Here is a 24290-nt window from a genome sequence, read left to right on the forward strand (position 1 = left end):
CATGACGCGGGCCGCGACAGGTCCGCAACGGAGACACGAATGTTCAACCATCTCGCCCGCTATGCGGCCGCCCTTGCCATGGCGGCCGTCGCCTGCCTGCCGGCCCACGCCGCCGACACCTATCCCACGCGCTCCATCCGGCTGCTGGTGCCGTTCTCCCCCGGCGGCGGCATCGATCAGCTCGCCCGCATTGCCGCCGTGAAAATGAGCGAAGACCTCAAGCAGCAGGTGGTGGTGGAAAACATGGCCGGGGCCGGCGGCGCCATTGCGGCCAAGACCGTCGCCAACGCGGCGCCCGACGGCTACACGCTCATCTTCAACTCTTCCTCGGCCGTCGCCACGGGCCTGCTGGGCAAGGACCGGCTGGGCTTCGACCCCGTCAAGGATTTCGCGCCGGTGTCCCTCGTGGCGCAGTTCCCGCTGGTCATGGTCGTCAATCCCAAGGTGCCGGCCCGCAACATGAAGGAGTTCGTGGCGCTGCTCAAGAAGAATCCCGATAAATACAATTATGGTTCGTCGGGCAACGGCACGGCGATCCACCTCGCCTCCGAGCTCTTCAAGACCCTGGCGGGCGTCAGCATGCAGCACGTGCCTTACAAGGGCACGGCCGCCGCCATGCAGGACCTGCTGGGCGGACGCATTCACATGATGCTGGACGGCGTGCCGCCGCAGATCGGCAACATCCACGAAGGGCGGGTACGCGCCTTGGGCGTGACCACCACCGAGCGCTCTCCCATGCTGCCCGACGTGCCCACGGTGGCCGAGGCCGTGCCCGGCTACGCGTTCCCGTTCTGGGTCGCCATCTACGCTCCCGCCGCCACGCCGCAACCCATCGTGGACCGCCTCGCCGCCGCGGTGTCCGCCGCCGCCAAGGATCCGCAATCGCGCCAGCGCTTCAAGGATGCCGGATCCGAGGCCGTCGGCTCCACGCCGGCCGAACTGGCCGCGTTCTGGAAACAGCAGGTCGAGCTGTACAGCGGCATCGTGCGCCAGACCGGCATCAAGCTCGACGGCGAATGACCCTGGGCTCGCGTGCTACGATGCGCGCCATGAACCGTCCCGACACCAGCGGCGCGCAGACCGTAGACCGGGCCGTCGCGATACTGCGCCTCTTGGCGTCGGCCGGGGAATCCGGCCTGCGCCTGATCGATCTCCAGAACGCCTCCGGCCTGTCCAAGCCGACCGTCCATCGCCTCCTCGGTTCGCTGCTGCAGCACGGCCTGGTCGAGCAGGACGACGACAGCCGCCGCTATCGCCTGGGCATGGAAATGGCGGTGCTGGGATGGTCCGTGTCGAGCGGCCGCGCCGACCTGCGCCAGCTGTGCGGCCCCGAGATGCAGGCGCTGGCCGACGAGACCGGCGACACCGCCTTCCTGGCGGTCCGCTCCGGCTACGACACCGTCTGCATCGAGCGCAAGATGGGGCCCTATCCGATCAAGGCCTTCACCGTGGATGTCGGCACCCGCCGCCCGCTGGGCGTGGGCGCGGGCGGCATCATCATGATCGCCGCCATGCCCGAGGACGAAGCCGAGCTGGTCTTCGAATCGATACGCGAACCCCTGCGGTCTTATCCCAATGTGCCGGAAGCCACGCTGCGCCAGGCCGTTGCGCGCGCGCGCGACGACGGCTACGCCTTGAGCGACGGGCTGGTCATGGCCGGCGTGCGCGGGCTGGCCGTGCTCGTGCGGGATGCGCGCGGCGCTCCCGCCGCCGCGCTGAGCCTGAGCGCGGTGCAGGACCGCATACGGCCCGAGCGCGTACCGGCGCTGGTCAAGGCGCTGGAGGAAAGAAAAAGAAGAATAGAGCGCAGCCTGGCCGGGCGGGGGCGCCTCTCTCGTTAGCCGCGATACGGCGCCCGGACTTCAGCCTGCCGCGCCGCCCCGAGGCACCGCCACGCCTCCGACCCCGTGGCGCGCCAGGGCCTGCTCGACGAAGCCGGAGGTCTTCATTTCCTCGACGAAGGCGCGCAGATAGGCGCTCGCCGCTTCCCCGCGCGACTTGGGCAGGCCCATGGCCTGGCGGATCAGCATGAAATGCCCGGGCAGCAAGTGCAGGCCGCCCAATCTCGCGGCATCGGCCTCGAGTTGCTGGCGCACGCCGGCGGCGACGTCGGCCCCGCTTTCCAGGAAGACCTCGACGACCGCCGGCGAGGTCGGCGCCCGCTCGATGCGCGCATGCTGCAGGCTGCGGCTCAGGTAGAGGTCATAGGCGCTGCCCTTGCCCACGGTCACCCGGACGCCGGGCCGGTCCACGTCGGCATGCTCGGCGATGGCCGAGCCGTCGCGCACCAGGTAGGCGCCTTCGATGACGACGTAAGGCTCGGTGAACGCGATATGCTCGCCACGCTTGGGGTCGATGGCGAAAAAGCCGATGTCCGCCTTCTCGGCGGCCACGGCCTCGACCGACTCGCCGGCCGAGGGGAAGACCACCAGTTCGAGCCGCACGCCCAATCGACGGGCCAGTTCGCCCGCCAGGTCCACCGACACCCCGCGTGCGCCGCGTTCATCGTCGCGGCTGGCGAGAATGGGATTGCCGACGTTGATGGACGCGCGCAGGACTTGCTGCGGCGTGAAGGCTGAGCGTATGGCTTCGGTCAGTTGCATGCTGGCGTTGTTCCGTAGAAAGGGACGACTGTCCTGGATTCACGATCGGCGGTGGCTTTCGCGCAGGCATCGGGCAACTGCGGGAATGCTCCTTGCCGCCGACGACGCGCAATCAGGGACACGGGAGAGCATCATGGCCGCTCATGCAGGCGAAAAGGCACAGAAAACCGGTGACTTCCGCTGCGAGCGTTGCCGGCAGACGGTACACGTCACATCCGGGCATACGATTCCCAAATGCCCGAATTGCGGCAATGCCACGTTCTCGGAGAGAGTACACGAACCCGGCAACAAATCGAGTTGAGCCATTGCACCGCGGCACCCGTACGCTGAATCCGTGAACCGCAGGTTGGCCTTCCGGCGGATGCTCTTGTATAGCACCCCGCCGCCTCGGCGCGTAGGAAGCCCCGCTATCCCCGGGCCCGCGCCCGCTGGGCCTCGATCTGCTCCATCACATGCAACGTCAGGCGCGTGGTGTGGCTGCGCATGGCGAGATAAGCCTCCTCGGGCTGCCCGGCCAGCACGGCCTCCACGATCTTGTCGTGCTCGCGATGGGAGGTCTCGAACCGGCGCTCGACCCCGCTTTGCGCGGCGCGCACCGGCGCCAGGCGGTCGCGCAGGTTTTCCACCTGGGCCACCAGGGTCTGGTTCTGCGTGCCCTGGCAAATGAGCTGGTGGAAACGGGCGTTGAGCTTGAGATAGGTTTCGGCGTCGCCGCGCTCGGCCACCTGCTGCGCCTCTTCATGCAGCAGTTCGAGCTGGCGGCGCTGCATGGCGCTCATGCGCTGGGTGGCGATGCGGCAGCAAAGGGATTCCAGCTCGCACAGCGCCTCCAGCATGTCGGCGAGCTGCTCGGCGCTGACATTGGCCACCACGCCGCCGCGGCGCGGCACCAGTTCGATCAGCCCGCGCGCATTGAGCAGCCGCAGCGCTTCCCGCACGGGCGTGCGCGACACCTGGAAACGTTCGGCCAGCGAGGGCTCCTCGAGCTTCTCGCCGGGGGCGAGGGTGCCCGCGATGATCTCGTCAGCCAGCGACTGGCTGATCCGAGCGGCAATGGTGGTCACGAAAACTTCCTTATAGGTAGGCGAACGAGCGCATGCGGATTATACGCGCCGCCCCCTTTCCCATGAACATTACCGCTCATTGGGACACACAACGCAAAGAAATTATCTAAAACATATTGACGTGTATACACATTACTTTTAGAGTATTCACAAATCGCGGGGCGCGACGCGACGCTCGCCCCATTCCATCCGGATTCAAAACATAGACAGCAACGAGGAGATCCCGTGAACTGGCACGGTCTGGCGACTTATCAGCGCGGCGGCAGCAAGCACCCTGGCCTGGTGGTCAACGACACCCTGTACGACCTGGCGCAGCTGGCAAGGGCCTGCGGCATGGACCCGGCCCGCGTGGCGGGGGGCATCGGCGCGCTCATCGCGGATTGGGCCGACAGCGGCCCGGTGATCGCCAGGATGGCCGATCGCGCCGCCCGGCTCGCCGCGAGCGGCCAACTCGCCGCGGTGGAAGGCGCCACCTATGCGGTCCCCTACCAGCCCCGCCGTATCTTCGCGACGGCTTCCAATTTCTATGAACACGCCGACGAGATGGGCACGAAGCTGGCGGCGCGCAGCGAAAGCCAGCCCTACATCTTCATGAAGGCCGAGACCAGCGTGGTCGCCACCGGCGAAAACGTCCGGATGCCGTCCGAGACCAGCCGGCTCGACTGGGAAGTGGAATTGGGCGTGGTCATCGGCAAGACCTGCCGCCACGTGCAGGTGGACGACGCGCTCTCGGCCGTCGCCGCCTATACGGTCTTCAACGACATCAGCGCGCGCGACCTCAACCGCCGCACCGACTACCCGTTCACGCACGACTGGTTCCGCGGCAAGAGCTTCGACACCTTCGGCCCCATGGGGCCATGGCTGGTACCCGCCGGCTGCATCGCCGATCCGCAGGACCTGCGCATGACGCTGGCCGTCAACGGCGAGACCATGCAGGACGGCAGCACCGCGGAAATGATCTTCTCGGTGGCCGAGCAGATCGCCTACCTGTCGCGCATCCTCACGCTGCATCCCGGCGACATGATCGCCACCGGCACGCCCGACGGGGTGGGCATGGGACGCGGGGTCTACCTGAAACCGGGGGACGCCATGGTGGCGCGCATCGAGAACATCGGCACGATCGAGAACACCGTCGTGCAGGAAACCCGGTAAGGCGCCATGCCGCTATCCGGCCCACTACCATGCCGCCGGGCCGCGGGCCCGCAAGGAGGCAAACGTGACATCCGCTGACCAGCAACCGGTCGTTCCCATCCGTACGCGCAAGCTCGGGCATCTGGTGCTGATGGTGCGCGACCTCGAGGCCTCAACGCGCTTCTATACCGAAGTCATGGGGTTGCGCGTTTCCGATCGCATCGGCGACCAGATGGTCTTCCTGCGGGCGGGCGAAGACCACCACGACCTGGCGCTGTCGCGCATACCCGAGAATGCGCCCGACCGCGATGACCTGCCGCGCTATACGCGCCCCGGCCTCGAGCATTTCTCGTACTACGTCGATTCGGTCGACGAAATGCGGCGCGCCGTGGATGTGGCCCGCCAGCTGGGCGTGACCATCGAGCGCGGCATCGGCCAGCACGGCCCGGGCGCGAACTGGTTCCTGGTGTTCAAGGACCCGGACGGCAACAACGTCGAGATCTACACCGACATGGATCAGATTCCGCGCGACGCAAACCACCAGCCGCAGACCTGGGAACGCAACCTCGAATCGTTCGACCGGCACCGCCTCGCCCATTTCGTCGTCCAGCCGCCGGCGGCGGTGCTGGCGGCCAAGGAAGGCAAGAAGGACACAGAGAAAAAAGACTGAGCCCGGGCGCCGGCAGCTTCGGCCCCTCAGCCCGGAACATACGCACCCGGCGCGGAAAGCGACGCTTTCCATCGGCATCGCCGCGGCGCATTCGCGCACGCGGGAGGCCCTTTTCGCGCCCGCTTTCCGGCCGCCGGCCTCGCTCGCGCCGAACGGCGGCCTGCTCCACGACGACAATGACAACCGATGAAGGAGACAACACCATGACCCCCCTCCCGCAATGGCTGCGCCGCATCTTCCCGTGCCTCGCGGCGGTCGCGATCGCAGCAGGTCCCACCGCCGCCCTGGCCGCCGACGCCTGGCCCAGCCGGCCGGTCACCATCGTGGTGCCGTTCGCCCCCGGCGGCAACACCGACATGATGGCGCGCATGATGGCCGAGCGCATGGGCAAGGCCTTCGGCAAGCCTTTCATCGTCGACAACAAGGGCGGCGCGGCCGGCACCATCGCGGCAGAGTATGTCGCGCGCGCCCAGTCCGACGGCCACACGCTGTTCATGGCGACCATGACGCAGATCGTCACCGCCCCCATGACCAACAAGATCCGCTACGACCCGATCCGCGATCTCGTCCCCATCATCAACGTGGGCGGCAATCCCTTCATACTGGCGGTCAATCCGCAGCGCAACTTCCGCACCGTGACGGACCTCGTCAACTATGCCAAGGCCAACCCCGGCAAGCTGAACGTGGGCCATGGCGGCAACGGCACGCTCACGCACCTGTCGGCGCTGCTGTTCCTCAGCCGCGTCGGCGTGACCGCCACCACGGTTCCCTACCGGGGCGGCGCGCCGGCCTTGGCCGACGTGCTGGCCGGACAGATCGACATGTACAGCGCCAGCGTCTCGGAAGTCATGTCCTACGCCAAGACGCCCGAGAAACTCACGCTGCTGGCGGTCTCCAGCGACAAACGCCTGCCGCAGCTGCCTTCGGTGCCCACCATCGCGGAAACCTACCCGGGCCACGAGGTCGACACCTGGAACGGACTGATGGGCCCCGCCGGCATACCCAGGGACGTGATCGCCAAACTGGCCGAAGAAGGCCGCAAGATGATCAACGAGCCCGCCTTCCGCGCGCAGCTCGAGAACGCCGGCATCACGCCGCTGGGCGAGATGCCCGACATGTTTGCCGCCCGCATCAAGGCGGAGACGGCCAAGTGGAAGCCGGTCGTCGAGGCGGCGGGCATCAGGCCGGAATAGACGGCCGCCACCGCCCCAACGGGAGACGTCCGGTAGCGAGCGGGGGCGGTCAGCCGGCGAATCCGCCCTGGTCGAGAAACGCCTGTTCCTGCGGCGTCATGCGCCGCCCCAGCAGGGGATTGCGATGCGGAAAGCGGCCGAACCGTTCGATGATGTCGGCATGCCCCTGCGCATGGTCGACCCAGGGATGGCCAAGCCGCCGATTCAGGCGGACCGACAGACGCTGGTCCGCCAGGTCTTCCGAATGGGCGAACGGCAGATAGAAGAACAGCCGCAGCGCGGATTCGACCTGGCCGTCCAGGCCCCGGTCGACCGCCAGGCGCGCAATCCGCCGGGCCTGCGCATCGGTGCCGTACATCCGGGCCGTGCCGCGGAAAGCGTTGCGCGGGAACTGGTCCAGCAGGATCAGCAGCGCCAGCGCGCCTTCGGCCGTAGCCGCCCAGTCGTCGCATTCGCCGCGCGCCGCGGCTTCATGCAAGTCCAGGAAGCGTTCCCGGAAAGCGCGGTCGAACGCAGGCGATTGCCCGAACCAGCCGGCCATGCCCGCGTCGCGCCAGAAGCGGACGACGTCCCGGGCCGGGCCGAGGGGATGCTTGCCCGAAGAGGCGGTCATCCGCGCCGCGCCCACCACCAGAGTCCCCAGGCCACCAGCGCCGGGATGCCGAAGAGCGCCGCATGGATGGGGAGTTCCTCGGCCAGCGTATAGCCGTGGGACAATCCGACGCGCAAATTCCATGCGCACGCCGCCAGCCAGGCCAGCGTGAAAAGTCCCGCGGCCCAGGTGCGATGGGGCGCGGGGACCAGACGCATTAGCGCGATGGCCAGGATCAGTCCGATTGCGATGATGATCAGGGTACGCATGGTGGCCTCACTCGGGAGCTTCAGCATAGGGCAGCCGGCCGGGGCGGATAAGTCCCCGGCTTCTGGATGGATTATCCAGGATGGCGATCCAATCCACGAGTCCCGGCTGCTACGCGAACTTCGCCTCCACGCCCGGCGCCGGCGTGGCGCCGAACCCGCCGCGCCGCACCACGGCCTCGCGGCCGCCATGGGCTTCGATCAGCGCGTGCTGGTCGGCCTTTGCGACACGGTCCTGCGCCTCGGGATCGACGATCCGCCGCAGCGAGGCGATCAGATCATCCACGACATGCGCGTGCCGCCCTCCCGGCACGAGATCGGTTCGCTCCTCGGGATCCGCGACCAGGTCGAACAACTGGGGAGCCATGTCCACGTAATAGATCAGCTTCCACCGGTCCTGCCGCAGCATGTAGGCGCCGGTGACCGCGCCCGCCGCATGGTATTCGGAGAAGACCGGCCGGGCCGGGTCGTCCGGCGCCTGCGCCAGTTCGACCAGGGAGCGCCCCGGCAGGTCGACGGGCGCCTGGATCCCCATCCATGCCAGCAGGGTCGCGCCCACGTCCACCAGGGAAACGTGCGTGCCGACCACCTTGCGCGTGGCGTGGCCCGGCGCGCGCAGCAGCATGGGCACGCGCGCCGCTTCCTCGTACAGCGTGGACTTGCCCCACAAGGCCCGCGCGCCCATGTTGTCGCCATGATCGCTGGTGTAGATGACGAGCGCCTCGTCGGCCAGCCCGGACTCGTCGATGGCCCGGCAGATCTGGGCGAAGTGCCAGTCCATGAAGGAACACAGGCCGCCGTAGCTCAACAGGGCGCGGCGCCGCAGTTCGTCGTCGAAGAAGCTGTCGTGCGGAAAACAGGTCCGCAGCGCGGCGATCCAGGGATGGTCCGCGCGGTCGGCGGCCCGCGCCAGCTTGGGCAGGGGGATGTCGGCCAGCCGATAGCCCGATGCGAATTCTTCCGGGGCGATGAGCGGGAAATGGGGCGCCACGAACGAGGCGAACAGGACCCAGCCGTCATCCTGGGCATGCTCGCGTATCCATTGCGTCGATGCCTGCGCGATGGCCCGGTCGTACCGGGTGTAGCTGCTTTCGCCGATGCCTATCTCCTCGGCCAGCGCGCGGGTCTTGTGCCGCACTGGCAGCGGATCGCGCACCGCCCCCAGCAGGTCACCCACGCCGTTCACCACGTGCATGGGCAGGATCTGGCGGGTGAAGCCGGTATCGTCGGTCTCGTTGCGAAAGTGCAGCTTGCCGATGGACGTGACGTCCACGCCGGCATCGCGCAGTCGATGGGTCCAGCCCGGCATCTGGCCGGTATAGGGCAGGGAACTGGCGGGGCCGGCGGACTGGGCGACCAGCACGTTGGGCGCGCCGCCTATCATCGCGATGTGCGTGAAATCGCCCACCGGATCATAGGGTACCTTGCGCACCGCGGGCAGGGTGCCGTGCGTGCTGACGTAACCGATCATCAGGTTGTAGCCGTCGGGCTCGGCGCGAGCCGTCGCCTGGCTCGCGATCTGCCCGCCCGCCCCGCCCTGGTTCTCGACCACCCACGGCTGCCTCATGCCTCGCGACAACTGGTCCGCCACGACGCGGGCGATCATGTCAGTGCCGCCGCCGGCGCTGACCGGTACCAGCAGGCGGATCGGGCGCGAGGGATAAGACTGGGCCAGCGCGCAAGCCGGCATCAGCCCGGCCACCGCGGCGGATCGTGCGGCCGTGGCCAGGACGCGGCGCCGGCCCGCATCGGTATGTTGTGTCATTTCTCCTCCCGCCGCGGCCTGACATACCCCGGATTGCCGGGCAGTCTAATCAGCGCAGCGGGGGCGCGGAAGTACAATTCCTTTAGAGCTTTTCTAAAAAAAATGGATAGCGGCCGAGCCTGGAGACGCTGCGTGGCACTCAATCTCGATCATCTGCGCGCGTTCCTGGTGGTGGTGGAAGAAGGCAGCATCAATCGCGCGGCCGCCCGCCTGCTGCGCGCCCAGCCCGCGGTAGGGCGGCAGATCCGGCTGCTGGAGGAATCGCTGGGCACGCCGCTGCTGGAACGCTCGTCCAGCGGCGTGCAGCCCACGAATGCGGGGGAACAGCTCATTGCCCATGCGCGGCGCATCTTCCGCGACGTGGCCGAGGCGGAAGCGGCCATGGCGCGCGTCGCCACGGAACCGGCCGGCGACCTGGCCGTGGCCATTCCCACCTCGCTGGCCGACCAGCTCGGGCCCGTCCTGTTCGGCGCCATGCGCGACCGCCATCCGCTGGTGCGGTTGACGCTGCTGGAAGGAGACAGCCACGCCATCACGAAATGGATGGCGGGCAACGAGGCCGACATCGGCGTGCTGCCCGAAGGCAGTTCGGACACGAGCCTGCATGCGGTCGAATGCGGACGGCAGGTGTTCTGCTTCTGCGGTCCGGCGGACGGTTTCCCGGCGCTGCCCGCGTCCATGCCGCTGGGGGATGCGTTGTCGTATCCGCTGGCCTTGTCCATTGCGCCGAACCGGCTGCGACGGCTGGTCGATAGCGCCGCGGCAGGCATAGGGCGCGAAGTGCGTCCCGTGCTGAACGCCAGTTCCAGCCATTTGATCACCGCGCTGATGCGGCACGGGGACCTTTATACGATCCGGCCCCGCATCGGCCCGGTCCCGGCCGTGGTGGACGGCATCGCCTTCATCCCGATTGCGGAACCGGCCATCCAGCGCGGCGTCAGCATCGTGTGGAGTACCGCGCGGCCGTTGAGTCCCGCAGGGGAGGCGGCGCGCGCCACGCTGGAGGAATTGCTGCGCGGCATGGACGACGCCCGGGCGCCAAACTGAACATCCTGGCGCCCGGGTCCGCCGCCCTCAGACGTCGATATTCCCCGCCATCAACGCGTGCGTCTCGATGAACGCCCGCCGCGGCTCGACGTGATCCCCCATCAGCGTGGTGAAGATCTCGTCCGCCGAGATGGCGTCCTCGATCTGCACGCGCAGCAGGCGGCGCACGGAAGGATCCATGGTCGTTTCCCACAACTGGCCGGGATTCATCTCGCCCAGACCCTTGTAGCGCTGCTTGGAGATCGACCGTTCCGCTTCGGCGCGCATCCACTGGATGGCTTCGCGGAAGTCGGCCACGGCCAGGTCCCGGCGCTTGTCGCCTTCGCCGCGTTCCACCTTGGCACCGGTGCCGATCAGGCCCTGGAAGGTCTTGGCGCCGTTGCGCAGCACGCTGTAGTCGGGGCCGTTGATGAAGGCCTGGTCGATCACGGTGACGCGTATGTTGCCGTGGTGATTGCGGTGGATCTCCAGCCTGGGCTGCTGAGTTTCCTCGTCGATCGCCACCTTCGCATGCACCACGCCCGGCATCGCGGGGTCTTCCAGTTCGGCCTGCAGGCGCTGGCGCGACAGTTCGGCCTGGTCCTGGCTGGAAAGATCGATCTCCAGGCCTTGCACGATGGCCGACAGGGTGGCGACGTCCATGATGCGCGACAGCCGCTCGATCACGGCGTCGACCAGGTTGTACTGGCGGGCCAGTTCCTTCAGCGGTTCGCCGGTAATGGGCTCGGCGTCGGCCGTGGGATAGAGCTTGGCGTCCTTGAGCGCGAGATCCAGCATGAAGGCCGTTTCCTCGGCCTCGTCCTTCAGGTAGCGCTCCTCGCGGCCGACCTTGACCTTGAACAGCGGCGGTTGGGCGATGTAGATGTAGCCGTGCTCGATCAGCTGCGGCATCTGACGGTAGAACAGCGTCAGCAGCAGCGTGCGGATGTGGGCGCCGTCCACGTCCGCGTCGGTCATGATGATGATGCGGTGGTAGCGCAGCTTGTCGATGTTGAAGTCGGGACCGATGCTGGTGCCCAGCGCGGTGATCAGGGTGGTGATCTGCTCGCTGCTGATGAGCTTGTCGAAACGGGCTTTCTCGACGTTCAGCACCTTGCCGCGCAACGGCAGGATGGCCTGGAACTTGCGGTCGCGGCCCTGCTTGGCCGAACCGCCGGCCGAGTCGCCCTCCACGATGTAGAGCTCGGACTTGGACGGGTCCTTTTCCTGGCAATCGGCCAGCTTGCCGGGCAGGCCGGCGCCTTCCAGCACACCCTTGCGGCGCGTCATTTCGCGGGCCTTGCGCGCCGCTTCGCGGGCACGGGCGGCCTCGACGATCTTGCCGCACAGGGCCTTGGCGTCGTTGGGGTTCTCGAGCAGCCAGGTTTCCAGGCTACGGGCAACGGCGTCTTCCACGGCGGGACGCACTTCGCTGGAGACCAGCTTGTCCTTGGTCTGGCTGCTGAACTTGGGCTCGGGCACCTTCACCGACAGCACGCAGGTCAGGCCTTCGCGCATGTCGTCGCCGGTGGTTTCCACCTTGGCCTTCTTGGCCAGCTCGTTCTCGTCGATGTACTTGTTGATCACCCGCGTCATCGCCGCGCGCAGGCCGGTCAGGTGCGTGCCGCCGTCGCGCTGAGGGATGTTGTTGGTGAAGCACAGCACGTTTTCGGTGTAGCTGTCGTTCCACTGCAGGGCCACTTCCACGCCCACCGGCACGCCGCCGGCGGACGACTCGGTGGCGACGGCGAACACGTTGGAATGCAGCACCGTCTTGGAACGGTTGATGTATTCGACGAAGCCCTTGACCCCGCCGCTGAAGGCGAAATCCTCTTCCTTGCCCTGGCGCTCGTCCACCAGCTTGATGCGCACGCCGTTGTTCAGGAACGAGAGCTCGCGCAGCCGCTTGGACAGGACTTCGTAGTGGTATTCGACGTTGGAGAAGATGAGCGTATCGGCCAGGAACTGCACCTTGGTGCCGCGCTTGTCGGTCTTGCCCGTCACCTTCAGGGGCTCGACCCGCTCGCCGCGGCGGAATTCCATCTGGTGCAGCTCGCCGTTGCGGCGGATGCTGAGCTTCAGCCACTCGGACAGCGCGTTCACGCAGGACACGCCCACGCCGTGCAGGCCGCCCGAGACCTTGTACGAGTTCTGGTCGAACTTGCCGCCGGCGTGCAGTTCGGTCATGACGATTTCCGCGGCGCTGCGCTGGAACTCGTCGTCCTTGTGCACGTCGGTGGGAATCCCGCGTCCGTTGTCTGTCACCGAAATGGAATTATCGGTGTGTATGGTGACGACGATCTCGTCGCAATAGCCCGCCAGCGCTTCGTCGATGGCATTGTCGACCACCTCGAACACCATGTGGTGCAGGCCTGTCCCATCGGACGTATCGCCGATGTACATGCCCGGCCGCTTGCGCACGGCCTCCAGCCCCTTCAGCATCTTGATGGAGTCGGCGCCGTAGGAGTCCGACGACGCGGACACGGGGGCGTCCACCACCGTATTGGCAGCGAGGCTAGTATCGATCTCGCCCGTATCGGGCGCGGTGTTCTGTTCGACCATAAGTTTGCAACCATCCACTCTGCGCGGGCGCATACCACCGCCCTGCAGGAAAAACTAAAGCGTTGAAGGGCCCACCCCCTTGCGGCCTACGGCCGCCCCCCTCGAGGGGGCGCGCGCAGCGCGAGGGGGTGGGCTTCCCTTGCGCGTAGGGGGGGTCAAATCCTCATCGGCATCACGACATATTTGAAGTCCGCGTTGTCGGGCAGGGTGATCAGCGCCGAGGAGTTGGCATCGCCCACGCTCCACTGCACCGTTTCCGCCTTCAGGTTGCCCAGCACGTCGAGCAGGTAGCTCACGTTGAAGCCGATGTCCAGGGGGTCGAAACCGAAGTCGATCTCGAGTTCTTCCTGGGCCTCTTCCTGCTCCGCGTTGCTGGCGGAAATCTTGAGCACGTGATCGGCCATCTGCATCCGCACACCCTTGAACTTGTCGGTGGTCAGGATGGCCGCGCGCTGCAGGCTGCGCTGCAACGCTTCGCGGGCTATCGGGAAATGCTTGGTATAGCCCTGCGGGATGACCCGCTGGTAATCGGGGAACTTGCCTTCGACCAGCTTGGAGATCAGCTCCACGTCGCCGAACACGAACTTGATCTGGTTGGCCGCGACCGAGATCTCGATGGGATCTTCGCTGTCCTCCAGCAGGCGCAGCAGTTCCAGCACGGTCTTGCGCGGAACGATGACTTCCTGCTTGGGCGCGTCCGCGTCGATGGCGACCGCGCAATAGGCCAGGCGGTGGCCGTCGGTGGCCACGCAGCGCACGTTGTTGCCGTCCAGGACCAGCAGCATGCCGTTCAGGTAGTAGCGGATGTCCTGCTGGGCCATCGCGAAATGGACCATGTTCAGGAGGTGCTTGAACGACTTCTGCGTCATCGTGAGCGAGGCGTTCCACGAAGCGGGCTGCGCCACGGTCGGGAACTCTTCGGCCGCCAGGGTCTGCAGCGCGAAGCGGCTCTTGCCGGACTGGACCGACAGCTTCTTGTTGGCCAGCGACAAGGCCACGTCGCCGGTATCGGGAAGGGCGCGCAGGATGTCGAGCAGTTTGCGAGCTGCCACCGTGGTGGATTCAGACGCATCACCCACGCCGAAATCGGCATGGGTGGTGATCTGAACCTCGATGTCGGTAGAAACGAACGACACGCGGTTGCCTTCCTTGCGCAACAGGATGTTGGCGAGGATGGGCAGGGTGTGCCGCCGTTCCACGATGCCTGAAACGGTCGCGAGCGGCTTGAGCAACGCGTCGCGTGAGGCTTTGACCAATTGCATATCCAATCCTTCTTTGGGTTGGTAGTTAATAGGACCCTGTGAATAACTGGAACTTCTTCAAAAAAACATTATAAATCAAGAACTTGTCCAGTTTTTTGGATGGTGGAGAACCGGGTGGAGCATATCGCATAACCATGAACAACCTTCGATCGAAAAAAAAGGCGTCGAGTTGTCCGGAAATGCCCCAAGGCTTGTCCACAATCCAATGCACAGGTCCCGGCTGAAATTCGTCGTCGGTTCGTCATCCTTTCAAGGTTTGCTCGAGCACGTGCAGCGAATGATTCAGCTCGGCCTGCTTGGCGCGCGATTCGGAGATCTTGCGCACCGCGTGCAGCACCGTGGTGTGGTCGCGTCCGCCGAAGAGCTCGCCGATCTCGGGCAGGCTCTTCTGGGTGAGCTCCTTGGCCAGGTACATGGCAATCTGGCGCGGCAAGGCGATGTTGGCCGGCCGCCGCTTGGAGTACATGTCCGCGACCTTGATCTTGTAGAAGTCGGCGACGGTCTTCTGGATGTTCTCGACCGTGATCTGGCCGTTGGACACCGACAGCAGGTCCTTCAGGGCGTCCTTGCACACGTCCACGGTAATAGACCGGCCGTGGAACTTGGCATAGGCCAGGACCTTGCGCAACGCGCCTTCGAGCTCGCGCACGTTGCTGCGCAGGTGCTTGGCGATGAAGAAGGCCACCTCTTCGGGCAGGTGCACGCCCTCGGTTTCCGCCTTCTTCAGCAGGATGGCCACCCGCATTTCCAGCTCGGGCGGCTCGATCGCGCAGGTCAGGCCCGAATCGAAGCGGGAGATGAGCCGGTCGTCGATGCCGGACAGTTCCTTCGGATAGGTGTCGCTGGTGATGATGATCTGCTTGCGCAGCGCCACCAGGGCCTCGAAGGCATAGAAGAATTCTTCCTGCGTGCGGTTTTTGCCCGAGAAAAACTGGATGTCGTCGATCAGCAGCAGGTCGAGCGAATGGTAGTAGCGCTTGAAATCGTCGAAGGCCTTGCGCTGGTAGGATTTGACCACGTCCGACACGAACTGCTCGGCGTGGATGTAGCGCACGCGGGCGGCGGCGTTCTCGGCCATCATGGAATTGCCGATGGCATGGATCAGGTGGGTCTTGCCCAGCCCCACGCCGCCGTAGAGGAACAGCGGGTTGTACGAGGTGCCGGGGTTCTCGGCCACCTGGAGGGCGGCGGCGCGGGCCAGCTGGTTGGCCTTGCCGGTGACGAAATTCTCGAACGTGAGCTCGACGTTCAGCCGCGAGCGCTCGTAGATGCCGGTGGCCTCGCTCGCCTCGGCCTTGGGGGCACGCGGGGCGGGACGGGGCGACTCGGACGCCTTCTGGGCCGCTCGGGCGGCGGCCGACTGCGCGGTGGAGACCGGGTCGCCGGGAAAGCCAGGGGGAATCTGCGCGGACGGACGCGGTGCGGCATGCCCGTTGGCGCCGTGGCCATTGCCGTTGTCGGCCGGCGCCGCCGGCGGGGCGGGCGGACGCAATGGCACGGCCATGCGCGGCGCATCCAGTTCGAACTTCACCTGCACCGGGCGCTGGAACCACTGCGCCGCGAGAGATTCGATACGGCCGGAAAAATTGCTGCGCACCCAGTCCAGCTTGAAACGATTGGGCGCCGCGACCCGAAGCACCGATTCAGCCTCGTCGAAGGCAAGCGGTACAAGGGGGCGTATCCAGGCGCTGTATTGCTGAGGAGTGAGTTCCTGCTCCAGCGTCCGGGCGCAGTTTTGCCAAAAATCTTCCATGAATCTCGCTAAAAAAGACCGGTGCACCCACACAGGACAGGGGGTGCAGAGGATGTTCTATAGGCCGGTCCCGAAACCACCAATTCTACTCCTCCGGGCGCGAGTTATCCACAGGCGCGACAGGGAAACCCATCCGCTGGGTAGCGCTAACTGATTGACAACATTGAATTTATTTGACAGTATGGAGGGCTTTCCGAATTTCAGGACGAAATTCGGACTGATCCAAGACCCTGGGTTGGCAGTCTTTCCGCTCTGATACATGCCGGGCATGCGCGCGCAGTCCTTTTTACAAGGACAGGTGCCGGCTGCGCCGGGCTTACGGGCAGGCCGGGATTGCGCAAGCTTCCGGGGCGGCTTTCATACCCATACCGGAACTCAGCAGGAACCGTCATGAAACGTACCTATCAACCTTCCGTCACCCGTCGCAAGCGCACCCACGGTTTCCGCGTGCGCATGAAGACCCGTGGCGGCCGCGCCGTCATCAACGCCCGCCGCGCCAAGGGCCGCAAGCGCCTGGCCATCTGACGGCCGTGCCGGCCGTCGTTCCGGCCGGTTCCGCCGGCGGGGCAGCCGGCGTCGTAGCGTTACACCGTTGAACCTGCGCGCGTCGTTTCCCGGCACCGCGCGGTTGCGCAGTCCGGCGGAATTCGCCCCTGCGCTGAAAGGGCGCCGCCTTGCGAAAGGGGCGCTTTTTGTTTTGAGCGTGGCGCCTTCGGCCCAGCCCCGGCTGGGCCTGGTGGTAGGCAAGCGCTTCGCCCCGCTCTCGGTCAGCCGCGCCGCCCTGAAACGCGTGGCGCGCGAAGCCTTCCGGCTGCGGCGCGCGGAACTGCCGGCCGGCGATTATGTCTTGAGATTGCATGCCCGCATTCCTCAATGTTCGCTGACTTCGCTCAAGCGCCAGGCCCGGCAGGAAATCGACAGCCACCTGGCCCGCGCGATCAAGGCGCACGACCACCGGCCCGCCTAGGCGGACGGCACACCGGGCAGCCCGCCTCCGGATCCGGAAGGCGGTCGCAAGCGGGACGGTTTCCCGCAACAGGGGCCCATCGTGACGGAAAACCATAGCAACCCGCTGCCGGCCGGCTCGACCCTGCCGCGCCGCCTGCTGATCTGGCCCATCCGTTTCTACCGGTATTTCCTGAGCCCCTGGATCGGCCAGTCCTGCCGCTTCACCCCGACGTGTTCCGCCTACGCCATGGAAGCCATCGACCGCCACGGCCCCGCCGTCGGCACCTATCTGGGATTGCGCCGCATCTGCCGCTGCCACCCCTATGCAAACGGCGGACTGGACATGGTCCCCCCCCTACGCGCTGACGCGCGCCCCCCAGGGGGCGGCACCGACGGACCGGCAAAGCCCGATCCGCTGTGCCCCGGGGTAAAACCAGGCTGGCGACGACTGGCGTTTTGGATGCGGTCTGAACGGTAGGGAGTGAAATGGCAGATATCCTGCCCATATGGAGAATCAAACAGAACCCACTGCCCCTACTCCTTTAGACCCAGGATGCGGCGGATCTGGCTCCGCCAGTCCGCTCGCATCGCCCCCTTTGAGGGGGAGCGGCCGCAGGCCGCCAGGGGGTGGGCCTTCCTTGCGCGTCAGCGCGTAGGGGGAAGCCTCAGCTACACTAGCGGACTTTGCCGCGACGACGACTGGAACTATCCGTCCATGGACATGCAACGCACCATCCTCTGGATGATCTTCTCGCTCTCCCTGCTTTTCTTGTGGGATGGCTGGCAGAAGTACAACGGACATCCCTCGATGTTCGGCTCCACGCCGGCCAAGACGGCGACCACCCAGGCTCCGCAGAATCCGCCTGACCAGGCGGGCGTACCGACGGCCGCGCCGGCCGGCGCGCCCGCCGCAGGCACCGACGCCGTTCCCGGCAGCGCTCCGCAGGCCCAGCAAGCCCAGCAGGCGGCCCCCGCCGAGAAAGTCGTCGTCACCACCGACGTGCTGCGCCTGACCTTCGATACCGTGGGCGCCCAGATCGTCAAGGCCGAGCTGCTCAAGCACGCCGACATCGAAGACCGCGACCGCCCGACCGTGCTGCTGGACGATTCCGCCCAGCGCGTCTACCTGGCGCAGAGCGGCGTCATCGGCGCGCCCAACGGCGCTTCGTACCCCACGCACCGCACGCCCTTCCGCGTCACCACGCCGGCGCGCGAGCTGAACGGGGACAAGCTGGAGATCTCGTTCGAGGCCGAAAGCGCGGGCGTCAAGGTCACCAAGACCTACACGCTGCACAAGGGCCAGTACGCCATCGACGTGCGCCACAACCTGGCGAACGTGGGTACCGAGCCGGTCTCGCCCTCGCTCTATTTCCAGCTGACCCGCGACGGCAACAAGCCGCCCGGCGAAAGCCACTTCTACAGCACCTTCACCGGCCCCGCGGTCTACACGGCCGAAGGCAAGTTCCAGAAGGTCAGCTTCTCCGACATCGAAAAGGGCAAGGCCTCGTTCACCAAGTCGGCCAACGACGGCTGGCTGGGCATGATCCAGCACTACTTCGCCGTGGCGTGGGTGCCGCCCGAAGGCGTGGCCCGCACCTACGACATGTCCAAGGTCGGCGCCAACCTGTACGCCGTGCGCGCCATCGAGCCGGTCGGCACGCTGGCCCCCGGAACGGGCAACACCGTGGACGCCAAGCTGTGGATCGGCCCGCAGGACCAGTCCGCCATGGCAGCCGTGGCCCAGGGCCTGGACCTGGTGGTGGACTACGGCTGGCTGACCATCATCGCCAAGCCGCTGTTCCTGCTGATGACCTGGCTGCACAAAATGCTGGGCAACTGGGGCTGGACCATCGTCGCGCTGACCGTCATCATCAAGGCGGTGTTCTTCCCGCTGTCGGCCGCCGGCTACAAGTCGATGGCGCGGATGAAGAAGGTCGCCCCGCGCATGCAGGCGCTCAAGGAGAAGTTCGGCGACGACCGCCAGAAGCTCAACATGGCGATGATGGAGCTGTACCGCACCGAGAAGATCAACCCGATCGGCGGCTGCCTGCCGATGATCGTGCAGGTGCCCGTGTTCATCGCGCTGTACTGGGTGCTGCTGGCCAGCGTGGAAATGCGCAACGCGCCGTGGATCCTGTGGGTGCACGACCTGGCCTCGCCCGATCCGTGGTTCATCCTGCCGGCGCTGATGATGGCCACCATGTTCCTGCAGATGAAGCTCAACCCCACGCCGCCCGATCCCGTGCAGGCCAAGGTCATGATGATCATGCCCCTGGTGTTCGGCGGCATGATGTTCTTCTTCCCCGCGGGCCTGGTGCTGTACTGGGTGGTGAACAACGTCCTGTCGATCGCCCAGCAATGGGTGGTTACCAGGCAGGCGACGAAGTAGGCCCACCCCCTCCGCGCTGCGCGCGTCCCCCTCAAGAGGGGGATGCGAGTGGACCGGCGGCGCCGGATCCACCGCATCCTGGGTCTGGTACCGTTATCTTGGGGCGGGGCACCTGTGCTTCGCTGGCTGCCAGCGGTAGCAACCGTGCCACTATCCAAGAAAGCCGTACTAGATCCAGGGCACCGCGGATCCTCCTGCCGCGCGGGGTAGGCTTCCCCCACGGCCGTTTCGGGCAACCGGAGCGGCCTTTTGTTTTTGTTTTACAGTGCGGGTAACCCCTGCCAGGACCGCTTCCCACGCATGTCCACGAAGATCTCCGACCAGGACCCCATCGCCGCCGTTGCCACGGCCGCCGGACGCGGCGGGATCGGGGTCGTCCGTGTCTCGGCGCGCCAGCCGCTGGATGCGTTGATGCAGGCCTTGCTCGGCCGCACCCTGGTTCCTCGGCATGCGCACTACCTGCCTTTCCGCGATGCCGACGGCGGCATCATCGATGAAGGCATCGCGCTGTCCTTTCCGGCGCCGCATTCCTATACCGGCGAACACGTGCTCGAATTGCAGGGGCATGGCGGCCCGGTGGTGCTGCGGCGGCTGCTCGCGCGCTGCCTGCAGGCGGGCGCGGAGATGGGCATGCGCCTGGCCCAGCCGGGGGAATTCACGCGCCGCGCCTTCCTGAACGACCGCATGGACCTGGCCCAGGCCGAGGCCGTGGCCGACCTGATCGACGCCTCGTCGGAAGCCGCGGCCCGCAGCGCGGCGGCCTCGATGACGGGGGCCTTCTCGTCGGAGGTCCATGGCCTGGCCGACCGCATCGTGCACCTGCGCATGCTGGTCGAGGCGACGCTGGACTTTCCCGAGGAAGAAATCGAGTTCCTGGAAAAGTACCAGGCCCGCGAAACCCTGGCCGCGATCCAGGCCGACCTGGCCCGGCTGCTGTCCCAGGCGCGGCAGGGCGCCATCCTGCGCGAAGGGCTGCACGTGGTGCTGGCCGGCCAGCCCAACGTCGGCAAATCCAGCCTGCTCAATGCGCTGGCCGGCTTCGATGCCGCCATCGTCACGCCCATCGCGGGCACCACGCGCGACAAGGTGGTGCAGCAGATCGACATCGACGGCGTGCCGCTGCACGTGGTCGATACCGCCGGCCTGCGCGAGACCGAGGATGCGGTGGAGCGCATCGGCATCGAGCGCACCTGGGCCGAGATCGGCAAGGCCGACGTCATCGTGCACCTGATCGATGCGACCCGGCCGGGGCCCGAGCTCGATGCCGCCATCACCTCCCGGCTGCCGCCGCGCACGCCGGTGCTGGAAGTCGTCAACAAGATGGACCTGGTCGAGGGCGGCCACGTGGAGCAGCCCCAGGCCGCGGGCGCCAAGCGGCTGCACGTATCGGCCAAGACGGGGCAGGGCCTGGATGACTTGAAGCGCGAGCTGCTGGCCATCGCGGGATGGAATCCCTCGGCGGAATCGCCCTACCTGGCGCGCGAGCGGCATATCCACGCATTGCTGGCGACCGCGAATCACCTGGAGCTGGCGGCGGAACACGCGGCGCAAAGCGACCGGGTGCTGGATTTGTTCGCGGAAGAACTGAGGCTGTCGCACGAGGCGTTGACGTCGATTACCGGGGAGTTCAGCAGCGACGATTTGCTGGGGGTGATTTTTTCGCGGTTCTGCATCGGGAAATAAAGCCAATGACCCCCTCCCTCACCTCCCTTCGCATCTGGGTAGACGCCGACGCCTGCCCCGCCGTCGTCAAGGACATCCTGTTCCGCGCCGCCGATCGCTGCGAGGTGCCCGTGACGCTGGTCGCCAACCAGATGCTGCGCACGCCGCCGTCGCGCTGGGTGAACGCGGTGCAGGTGCCGCGCGGCTTCGACGTGGCCGATGCCTACATCGCCGAACAGGCGGCAAAGGGCGATCTGGTGATCACGGGCGACATTCCCCTGGCCGCCGAGGTGCTCAAGAAGGGCGCCGCGGTCCTGAACCCGCGCGGCGAACGCTACACCGAGGCGACGATAGGGGAGCGCCTGGCCATGCGGGACATGCTGGAGGAACTCCGGTCCAGCGGCGTGGCAACCGGCGGGCCGGCGGCGTTCAGCCAGGCGGATCGGCGGGCGTTCGGCAATGCGCTGGACCGGTTTCTGCGTACCGCCCTGGCCGGCGGGCAGGGCGGTACGTCCGGGCGGACCTGACTCGCGAATCTCGGCGATCTTGCTCGACACATTAGTATCGGCTAATATGTCGACATGCTGGAAAACGCAATCTTCAAGGCGCTCGCCGATCCCACGCGACGCGCGATCTTCGAGAAGCTGGCCATGGGCCGCATGAACGCCTCCGCGCTGCGCGAGGGCATGGCCATCAGCCAGTCCGCCATGTCGCAGCACCTGGCGGTGCTGCGCGGCGCCGGACTGGTGCGCGAAGAGCGCCAGGGCCGCTTCGTGAACTACGAAGTGGATCCCGACGGCCTGGCGCTGCTGATCCGGTGGCTGGCGAAGTACCGCAATTACTGGCCTGCGCGCGTCGACGCCCTGAAGGCCTTGCTGAAGGACATGGACCAATGAGCGATATCGAAACCGGCGATGCGGCCGGCAGCCTGGAGTTCGAGTACGAGCTGGACGCTCCGCCGGAAAAGGTCTGGCGGGCCCTCAACATCCCGGAGCTGCGCGAGCGATGGCTGCCTTCCGGGGCCCTGGCGCAGCCCGAGCCGGTCTCGTCCGTACCGGGGGAGGAGGTGCGCTACCGGATCCGGGAGGACGAGCCGCCTTTCCTGGAAAGCACCGTGACGTTCACCGTCCGTCCCATCGACGAAGGGCGCACGGTCTTGCGCATCGTGCACAGCCTGACGGACGAGCGGCTGTCCGGAAAACCGCCGGCAGCGGCGAACGACGCGTGCTTCGCGGTCATGCTCGCGGCGTGATGCCGCATGACGCATCCATCGGAAACCCAAGGACAGCCCTCATGCACGACACGATGCAACTCGTCCCCATGGTGGTCGAGCAATCCAGCCGGGGAGAACGGTCTTTCGACATTTATTCCCGCCTGTTGCGCGAACGGATCATCTTCCTGACGGGCGAGGTCAATGACGCGGTTTCGTCGCTGGTCTGCGCGCAACTGCTCTTCCTGGAAGCCGAGAACCCCGACAAGCCGATCCATCTGTACATCAACTCGCCCGGCGGCGTGATCACCAGCGGCCTGGCCATGTACGACACCATGCGGTACATCAAGCCGGCGGTGCACACGCTTTGCATGGGCACCGCGCGGTCGATGGGCTCTTTCCTGCTGATGGCCGGCGAACCGGGACACCGCGCCGCCCTGCCCAATGCAAGCATCCACGTCCACCAGCCCCTGGGGGGTTTCCAGGGCCAGGCGTCGGATATCCTCATCCACGCCGAGGAAATGCAGAAGACGAAGCGGCGCATCACCAAGCTCTATGCCGAGCATTGCGGGCGCTCGTACGAGGAGGTCGAGCGCACGCTGGACCGGGATCGCTACATGACGGCCGAGGAAGCCTTGGAGTGGGGCTTGATCGACCGCATCCTGCCCCGGCGCGAGCTGGGCCTGTGAGCAGGCCGCCGGCGGCTAGCCCCGCCGGCGCCCGACCGCCCAGGCGATCACCGCCAGCGGTATTCCCAGCATTCCCCACGACAGCGCGTCCCAGCCGCCATCGCCCAGCAGCGCCGAGGCCAGTCCCACGGCGCTGGCCACGGCCAGCCACGCGGGAATGCGGAAGATCTTCCACGAGGATTGCGATTCCCCGGTCTGCACGCGGCCCAGGTTCGTACTCAAGTCCAGGTCCTGCAACGCCCCGGCGCCGGCTTGCCTGCGCTCGCTGCGCGGCGCCCCGGCGCCGCGCGACCGTCCCAGCCACAGGTAGAGGCCGCTGCCCAGCACGATGATGGCGATCACGTCGAGCACGGCCCACAGGATCTTCATCGGCAGCCCCCCGTAGTCGCCGAAATGCAGGGGCTGGGAGACGAACAGCGCATCGATGTACCAGGGGTTGTCGGGCACGGGGATCATCCGGCCGGTCTCGGCGTCGATCAGCGCCGCACTGAGCATGCGCGACGTGATGGGCGTGTTGCCGCGCGTGAAGACGGCGTAGTGGTGCGGCGTGCTGAAGCGCGTGCCGGGAAACCAGACCGACACCAGCGCCATGTCGGGCGCGGCCTGGCGGACCCGGGCGATGGCCGCGTCGATCGAGCCCAGGCGCTCGGGGGGCGGCGCGTCGCGATAGCTCGCGGTCAGGGCCATGAAGCCCACGCGGACCTGGGCGGCGATGGGATCATGCAGCGAATTGACGAAGCCGGTGACCCCGACGGTCAGCACCCAGGCGCCCGTGACGATGCCGAGCAGGTTGTGCAGGTCCAGCCACTCCGCTGCACCGCTGGCTGCGCGGCTTGATCGACGAGTTGTGCGGGCATTGGCGCTGAGAGGCGCTTCCTCAGCCTCCACCGCGTCCCGCCTTTCCGCCGCGCTCGACCATCGCGACTATCATCGCCCGCAATTCGTCTTCCGCCTGCCTGGCCGATATCTGCCCCTGCGCCGCGGCATACGAAAGCCCATTGGCGGCTCCCAGCATTCCCCACAAACCCGCCGGCGCGATCCTGCGCCCCGGGGCGTAGGGCAGAAGCGCGCGGCGGCATTTCTCGGTGAAGGCGATTTCGTGCTCTCGCTTGATCGCCTCGAGCTCCGGGGATCCGGCCAGCGCGGCGATGATGCCCGGGATTTCCCGCCCCTGTCGCAGTACGCACTCCACGTATGACGAGGCGATCACGCCGGCGACGGCTTCCAGGGTGGGCGCGCAGGTTTGCAATGCCTCGTCCATGAGGGCGTTCTGTCGCGCGTCGAAGGCCTTGAAGAGGGCGGCCAGCAATCCCAGGCGGGTGCCGAAGTGGTCGTACACGACAGGCTTGGTCACCCCCGACCGTTCGGCCAGCCGGCCGAGGGTCAGCGCCTCGGTGCCTTCTTCACCCACCAGTTGCCAGGCGGCATCCACCAGCTGCTGGTAGCGTTCGTCGCGGGAAAGACGGCGGCGAGAAGGGGCTTGGGTCATCGCCCGCGGACTCCAT

26 protein-coding genes are annotated in these 24290 nt (G+C 66.7%); 16 read left to right on the forward strand and 10 right to left on the reverse strand.

From position 1 onward, the window contains the following. The first annotated feature begins 39 nt into the window (after positions 1–39). The gene (locus CDO44_RS22485) at positions 40–1020 is read left to right on the forward strand and encodes a tripartite tricarboxylate transporter substrate binding protein (RefSeq protein WP_087782495.1); all 981 of its coding nucleotides are present in this window, start codon (positions 40–42) and stop codon (positions 1018–1020) included. 29 nt (positions 1021–1049) lie between these two features. Beyond that, positions 1050–1841, forward strand: a complete 792-nt coding sequence (locus CDO44_RS22490) for an IclR family transcriptional regulator (RefSeq protein WP_158213388.1) — start codon at positions 1050–1052, stop codon at positions 1839–1841. A gap of 21 nt (positions 1842–1862) precedes the next feature. Here the strand turns inward: CDO44_RS22490 and CDO44_RS22495 are convergent, their stop codons facing one another. Further along, positions 1863–2603: an ABC transporter substrate-binding protein gene (locus CDO44_RS22495; protein ID WP_087782497.1), complete on the reverse strand. Its 741-nt coding sequence runs from the start codon at positions 2601–2603 to the stop codon at positions 1863–1865. A gap of 133 nt (positions 2604–2736) precedes the next feature. Here CDO44_RS22495 and CDO44_RS22500 point away from each other — a divergent pair, with 133 nt between their 5' ends. Continuing rightward, positions 2737–2904 carry an alpha helical protein gene (locus tag CDO44_RS22500; RefSeq protein ID WP_087783064.1) on the forward strand — a complete coding sequence of 56 codons (168 nt, stop codon included), beginning with the start codon at positions 2737–2739 and terminating at the stop codon, positions 2902–2904. A 106-nt stretch (positions 2905–3010) separates the two neighbouring features. Here the strand turns inward: CDO44_RS22500 and CDO44_RS22505 are convergent, their stop codons facing one another. Beyond that, positions 3011–3667 (reverse strand): GntR family transcriptional regulator, encoded by a 657-nt coding sequence (locus tag CDO44_RS22505; RefSeq protein ID WP_087782498.1) that lies wholly within the window; start codon positions 3665–3667, stop codon positions 3011–3013. Positions 3668–3892: 225 nt separating this feature from the next. Here CDO44_RS22505 and CDO44_RS22510 point away from each other — a divergent pair, with 225 nt between their 5' ends. The 3 genes from CDO44_RS22510 to CDO44_RS22520 all read left to right on the forward strand — a co-directional run bounded on the left by CDO44_RS22510 (position 3893) and on the right by CDO44_RS22520 (position 6661). Further along, positions 3893–4819: a fumarylacetoacetate hydrolase family protein gene (locus CDO44_RS22510; protein WP_087782499.1), complete on the forward strand. Its 927-nt coding sequence runs from the start codon at positions 3893–3895 to the stop codon at positions 4817–4819. 64 nt (positions 4820–4883) lie between these two features. Then, positions 4884–5468 carry a VOC family protein gene (locus CDO44_RS22515; protein WP_255407815.1) on the forward strand — a complete coding sequence of 195 codons (585 nt, stop codon included), beginning with the start codon at positions 4884–4886 and terminating at the stop codon, positions 5466–5468. Between the two features lie 203 nt (positions 5469–5671). Continuing rightward, positions 5672–6661 carry a tripartite tricarboxylate transporter substrate binding protein gene (locus tag CDO44_RS22520; protein ID WP_087782500.1) on the forward strand — a complete coding sequence of 330 codons (990 nt, stop codon included), beginning with the start codon at positions 5672–5674 and terminating at the stop codon, positions 6659–6661. Between the two features lie 49 nt (positions 6662–6710). Here the strand turns inward: CDO44_RS22520 and CDO44_RS22525 are convergent, their stop codons facing one another. From CDO44_RS22525 to CDO44_RS22535, 3 genes are all read right to left on the reverse strand, one after another. Then, a complete protein-coding gene (locus tag CDO44_RS22525) occupies positions 6711–7274 on the reverse strand; it encodes a DUF924 family protein (protein ID WP_087783066.1) in 564 nt (187 codons plus the stop codon). Continuing rightward, on the reverse strand, positions 7271–7522 hold the full coding sequence (locus tag CDO44_RS22530) for a hypothetical protein (protein WP_087782501.1): 252 nt from the start codon (positions 7520–7522) through the stop codon (positions 7271–7273). The genes CDO44_RS22525 and CDO44_RS22530 overlap by 4 nt, the downstream gene beginning before the upstream one ends. Before the next feature lie 109 nt (positions 7523–7631). Beyond that, on the reverse strand, positions 7632–9284 hold the full coding sequence (locus CDO44_RS22535; protein ID WP_087782502.1) for a tripartite tricarboxylate transporter substrate-binding protein: 1653 nt from the start codon (positions 9282–9284) through the stop codon (positions 7632–7634). 132 nt (positions 9285–9416) lie between these two features. On the opposite strand from CDO44_RS22535, the gene CDO44_RS22540 reads away from it, so the two are divergent. After that, positions 9417–10331 (forward strand): LysR family transcriptional regulator, encoded by a 915-nt coding sequence (locus CDO44_RS22540; RefSeq protein WP_158213389.1) that lies wholly within the window; start codon positions 9417–9419, stop codon positions 10329–10331. 27 nt (positions 10332–10358) lie between these two features. On the opposite strand, the gene gyrB is transcribed toward CDO44_RS22540, so the two are convergent. The 3 genes from gyrB to dnaA all read right to left on the reverse strand — a co-directional run bounded on the left by gyrB (position 10359) and on the right by dnaA (position 15887). Beyond that, positions 10359–12752, reverse strand: coding sequence for a DNA topoisomerase (ATP-hydrolyzing) subunit B (gyrB, locus tag CDO44_RS22545; protein ID WP_233146353.1), 2394 nt, complete (start codon positions 12750–12752; stop codon positions 10359–10361). A gap of 275 nt (positions 12753–13027) precedes the next feature. Further along, the gene (dnaN, locus tag CDO44_RS22550; RefSeq protein WP_087782505.1) at positions 13028–14134 is read right to left on the reverse strand and encodes a DNA polymerase III subunit beta; all 1107 of its coding nucleotides are present in this window, start codon (positions 14132–14134) and stop codon (positions 13028–13030) included. A gap of 241 nt (positions 14135–14375) precedes the next feature. Beyond that, positions 14376–15887 carry a chromosomal replication initiator protein DnaA gene (gene dnaA, locus CDO44_RS22555; protein ID WP_087782506.1) on the reverse strand — a complete coding sequence of 504 codons (1512 nt, stop codon included), beginning with the start codon at positions 15885–15887 and terminating at the stop codon, positions 14376–14378. A 390-nt stretch (positions 15888–16277) separates the two neighbouring features. Here dnaA and rpmH point away from each other — a divergent pair, with 390 nt between their 5' ends. The 9 genes from rpmH to CDO44_RS22600 all read left to right on the forward strand — a co-directional run bounded on the left by rpmH (position 16278) and on the right by CDO44_RS22600 (position 22785). Further along, a complete protein-coding gene (rpmH, locus tag CDO44_RS22560) occupies positions 16278–16412 on the forward strand; it encodes a 50S ribosomal protein L34 (RefSeq protein ID WP_008650850.1) in 135 nt (44 codons plus the stop codon). A 73-nt stretch (positions 16413–16485) separates the two neighbouring features. Then, positions 16486–16854, forward strand: a complete 369-nt coding sequence (locus CDO44_RS22565) for a ribonuclease P protein component (RefSeq protein WP_087783067.1) — start codon at positions 16486–16488, stop codon at positions 16852–16854. 123 nt (positions 16855–16977) lie between these two features. Beyond that, entirely contained in the window at positions 16978–17313 is a 336-nt protein-coding gene (yidD, locus tag CDO44_RS22570; protein WP_087783068.1) for a membrane protein insertion efficiency factor YidD, read from the forward strand. 237 nt (positions 17314–17550) lie between these two features. After that, positions 17551–19224: a membrane protein insertase YidC gene (yidC, locus tag CDO44_RS22575; protein ID WP_087782507.1), complete on the forward strand. Its 1674-nt coding sequence runs from the start codon at positions 17551–17553 to the stop codon at positions 19222–19224. 312 nt (positions 19225–19536) lie between these two features. Then, positions 19537–20907, forward strand: a complete 1371-nt coding sequence (gene mnmE / locus CDO44_RS22580) for a tRNA uridine-5-carboxymethylaminomethyl(34) synthesis GTPase MnmE (protein WP_087783069.1) — start codon at positions 19537–19539, stop codon at positions 20905–20907. A gap of 5 nt (positions 20908–20912) precedes the next feature. Next, complete coding sequence (locus tag CDO44_RS22585; RefSeq protein WP_087782508.1) at positions 20913–21413, forward strand: YaiI/YqxD family protein; 501 nt, start codon at positions 20913–20915, stop codon at positions 21411–21413. Between the two features lie 54 nt (positions 21414–21467). Beyond that, on the forward strand, positions 21468–21782 hold the full coding sequence (locus CDO44_RS22590) for a helix-turn-helix transcriptional regulator (RefSeq protein WP_087782509.1): 315 nt from the start codon (positions 21468–21470) through the stop codon (positions 21780–21782). Continuing rightward, positions 21779–22138 carry an SRPBCC domain-containing protein gene (locus CDO44_RS22595; protein ID WP_087782510.1) on the forward strand — a complete coding sequence of 120 codons (360 nt, stop codon included), beginning with the start codon at positions 21779–21781 and terminating at the stop codon, positions 22136–22138. The genes CDO44_RS22590 and CDO44_RS22595 overlap by 4 nt, the downstream gene beginning before the upstream one ends. A 41-nt stretch (positions 22139–22179) precedes the next feature. Continuing rightward, positions 22180–22785 carry an ATP-dependent Clp protease proteolytic subunit gene (locus tag CDO44_RS22600; protein ID WP_087782511.1) on the forward strand — a complete coding sequence of 202 codons (606 nt, stop codon included), beginning with the start codon at positions 22180–22182 and terminating at the stop codon, positions 22783–22785. Between the two features lie 15 nt (positions 22786–22800). Here CDO44_RS22600 and CDO44_RS22605 read toward each other — a convergent pair whose 3' ends face one another. Together CDO44_RS22605 and CDO44_RS22610 are read right to left on the reverse strand one after the other, a co-directional pair. Continuing rightward, positions 22801–23673: a PepSY domain-containing protein gene (locus CDO44_RS22605; protein WP_087782512.1), complete on the reverse strand. Its 873-nt coding sequence runs from the start codon at positions 23671–23673 to the stop codon at positions 22801–22803. Continuing rightward, positions 23663–24274, reverse strand: a complete 612-nt coding sequence (locus CDO44_RS22610) for a TetR/AcrR family transcriptional regulator (protein WP_233146314.1) — start codon at positions 24272–24274, stop codon at positions 23663–23665. Before CDO44_RS22610 ends, CDO44_RS22605 begins: the two co-directional genes overlap by 11 nt. Positions 24275–24290: the final 16 nt, after the last annotated feature.

Source organism: Pigmentiphaga sp. NML080357 (assembly GCF_002188465.1).
GTDB lineage: Bacteria > Pseudomonadota > Gammaproteobacteria > Burkholderiales > Burkholderiaceae_B > Pigmentiphaga.

Coding starts and splice junctions, on each gene's coding strand:
- CDO44_RS22585 (WP_087782508.1), top strand. CDS start 20,913: ATGACCCCCTCCCTCACCTCCCTTCGCATCTGGGTAGACGCCGACGCC.
- yidC (WP_087782507.1), top strand. CDS start 17,551: ATGGACATGCAACGCACCATCCTCTGGATGATCTTCTCGCTCTCCCTG.
- CDO44_RS22530 (WP_087782501.1), bottom strand. CDS start 7,522: ATGCGTACCCTGATCATCATCGCAATCGGACTGATCCTGGCCATCGCG.
- CDO44_RS22490 (WP_158213388.1), top strand. CDS start 1,050: ATGAACCGTCCCGACACCAGCGGCGCGCAGACCGTAGACCGGGCCGTC.
- CDO44_RS22495 (WP_087782497.1), bottom strand. CDS start 2,603: ATGCAACTGACCGAAGCCATACGCTCAGCCTTCACGCCGCAGCAAGTC.
- CDO44_RS22525 (WP_087783066.1), bottom strand. CDS start 7,274: ATGACCGCCTCTTCGGGCAAGCATCCCCTCGGCCCGGCCCGGGACGTC.
- CDO44_RS22590 (WP_087782509.1), top strand. CDS start 21,468: ATGCTGGAAAACGCAATCTTCAAGGCGCTCGCCGATCCCACGCGACGC.
- CDO44_RS22485 (WP_087782495.1), top strand. CDS start 40: ATGTTCAACCATCTCGCCCGCTATGCGGCCGCCCTTGCCATGGCGGCC.
- CDO44_RS22595 (WP_087782510.1), top strand. CDS start 21,779: ATGAGCGATATCGAAACCGGCGATGCGGCCGGCAGCCTGGAGTTCGAG.
- gyrB (WP_233146353.1), bottom strand. CDS start 12,752: ATGCTGAAGGGGCTGGAGGCCGTGCGCAAGCGGCCGGGCATGTACATC.
- CDO44_RS22610 (WP_233146314.1), bottom strand. CDS start 24,274: ATGACCCAAGCCCCTTCTCGCCGCCGTCTTTCCCGCGACGAACGCTAC.
- dnaA (WP_087782506.1), bottom strand. CDS start 15,887: ATGGAAGATTTTTGGCAAAACTGCGCCCGGACGCTGGAGCAGGAACTC.
- rpmH (WP_008650850.1), top strand. CDS start 16,278: ATGAAACGTACCTATCAACCTTCCGTCACCCGTCGCAAGCGCACCCAC.
- dnaN (WP_087782505.1), bottom strand. CDS start 14,134: ATGCAATTGGTCAAAGCCTCACGCGACGCGTTGCTCAAGCCGCTCGCG.
- CDO44_RS22535 (WP_087782502.1), bottom strand. CDS start 9,284: ATGACACAACATACCGATGCGGGCCGGCGCCGCGTCCTGGCCACGGCC.
- CDO44_RS22600 (WP_087782511.1), top strand. CDS start 22,180: ATGCACGACACGATGCAACTCGTCCCCATGGTGGTCGAGCAATCCAGC.
- CDO44_RS22520 (WP_087782500.1), top strand. CDS start 5,672: ATGACCCCCCTCCCGCAATGGCTGCGCCGCATCTTCCCGTGCCTCGCG.
- CDO44_RS22500 (WP_087783064.1), top strand. CDS start 2,737: ATGGCCGCTCATGCAGGCGAAAAGGCACAGAAAACCGGTGACTTCCGC.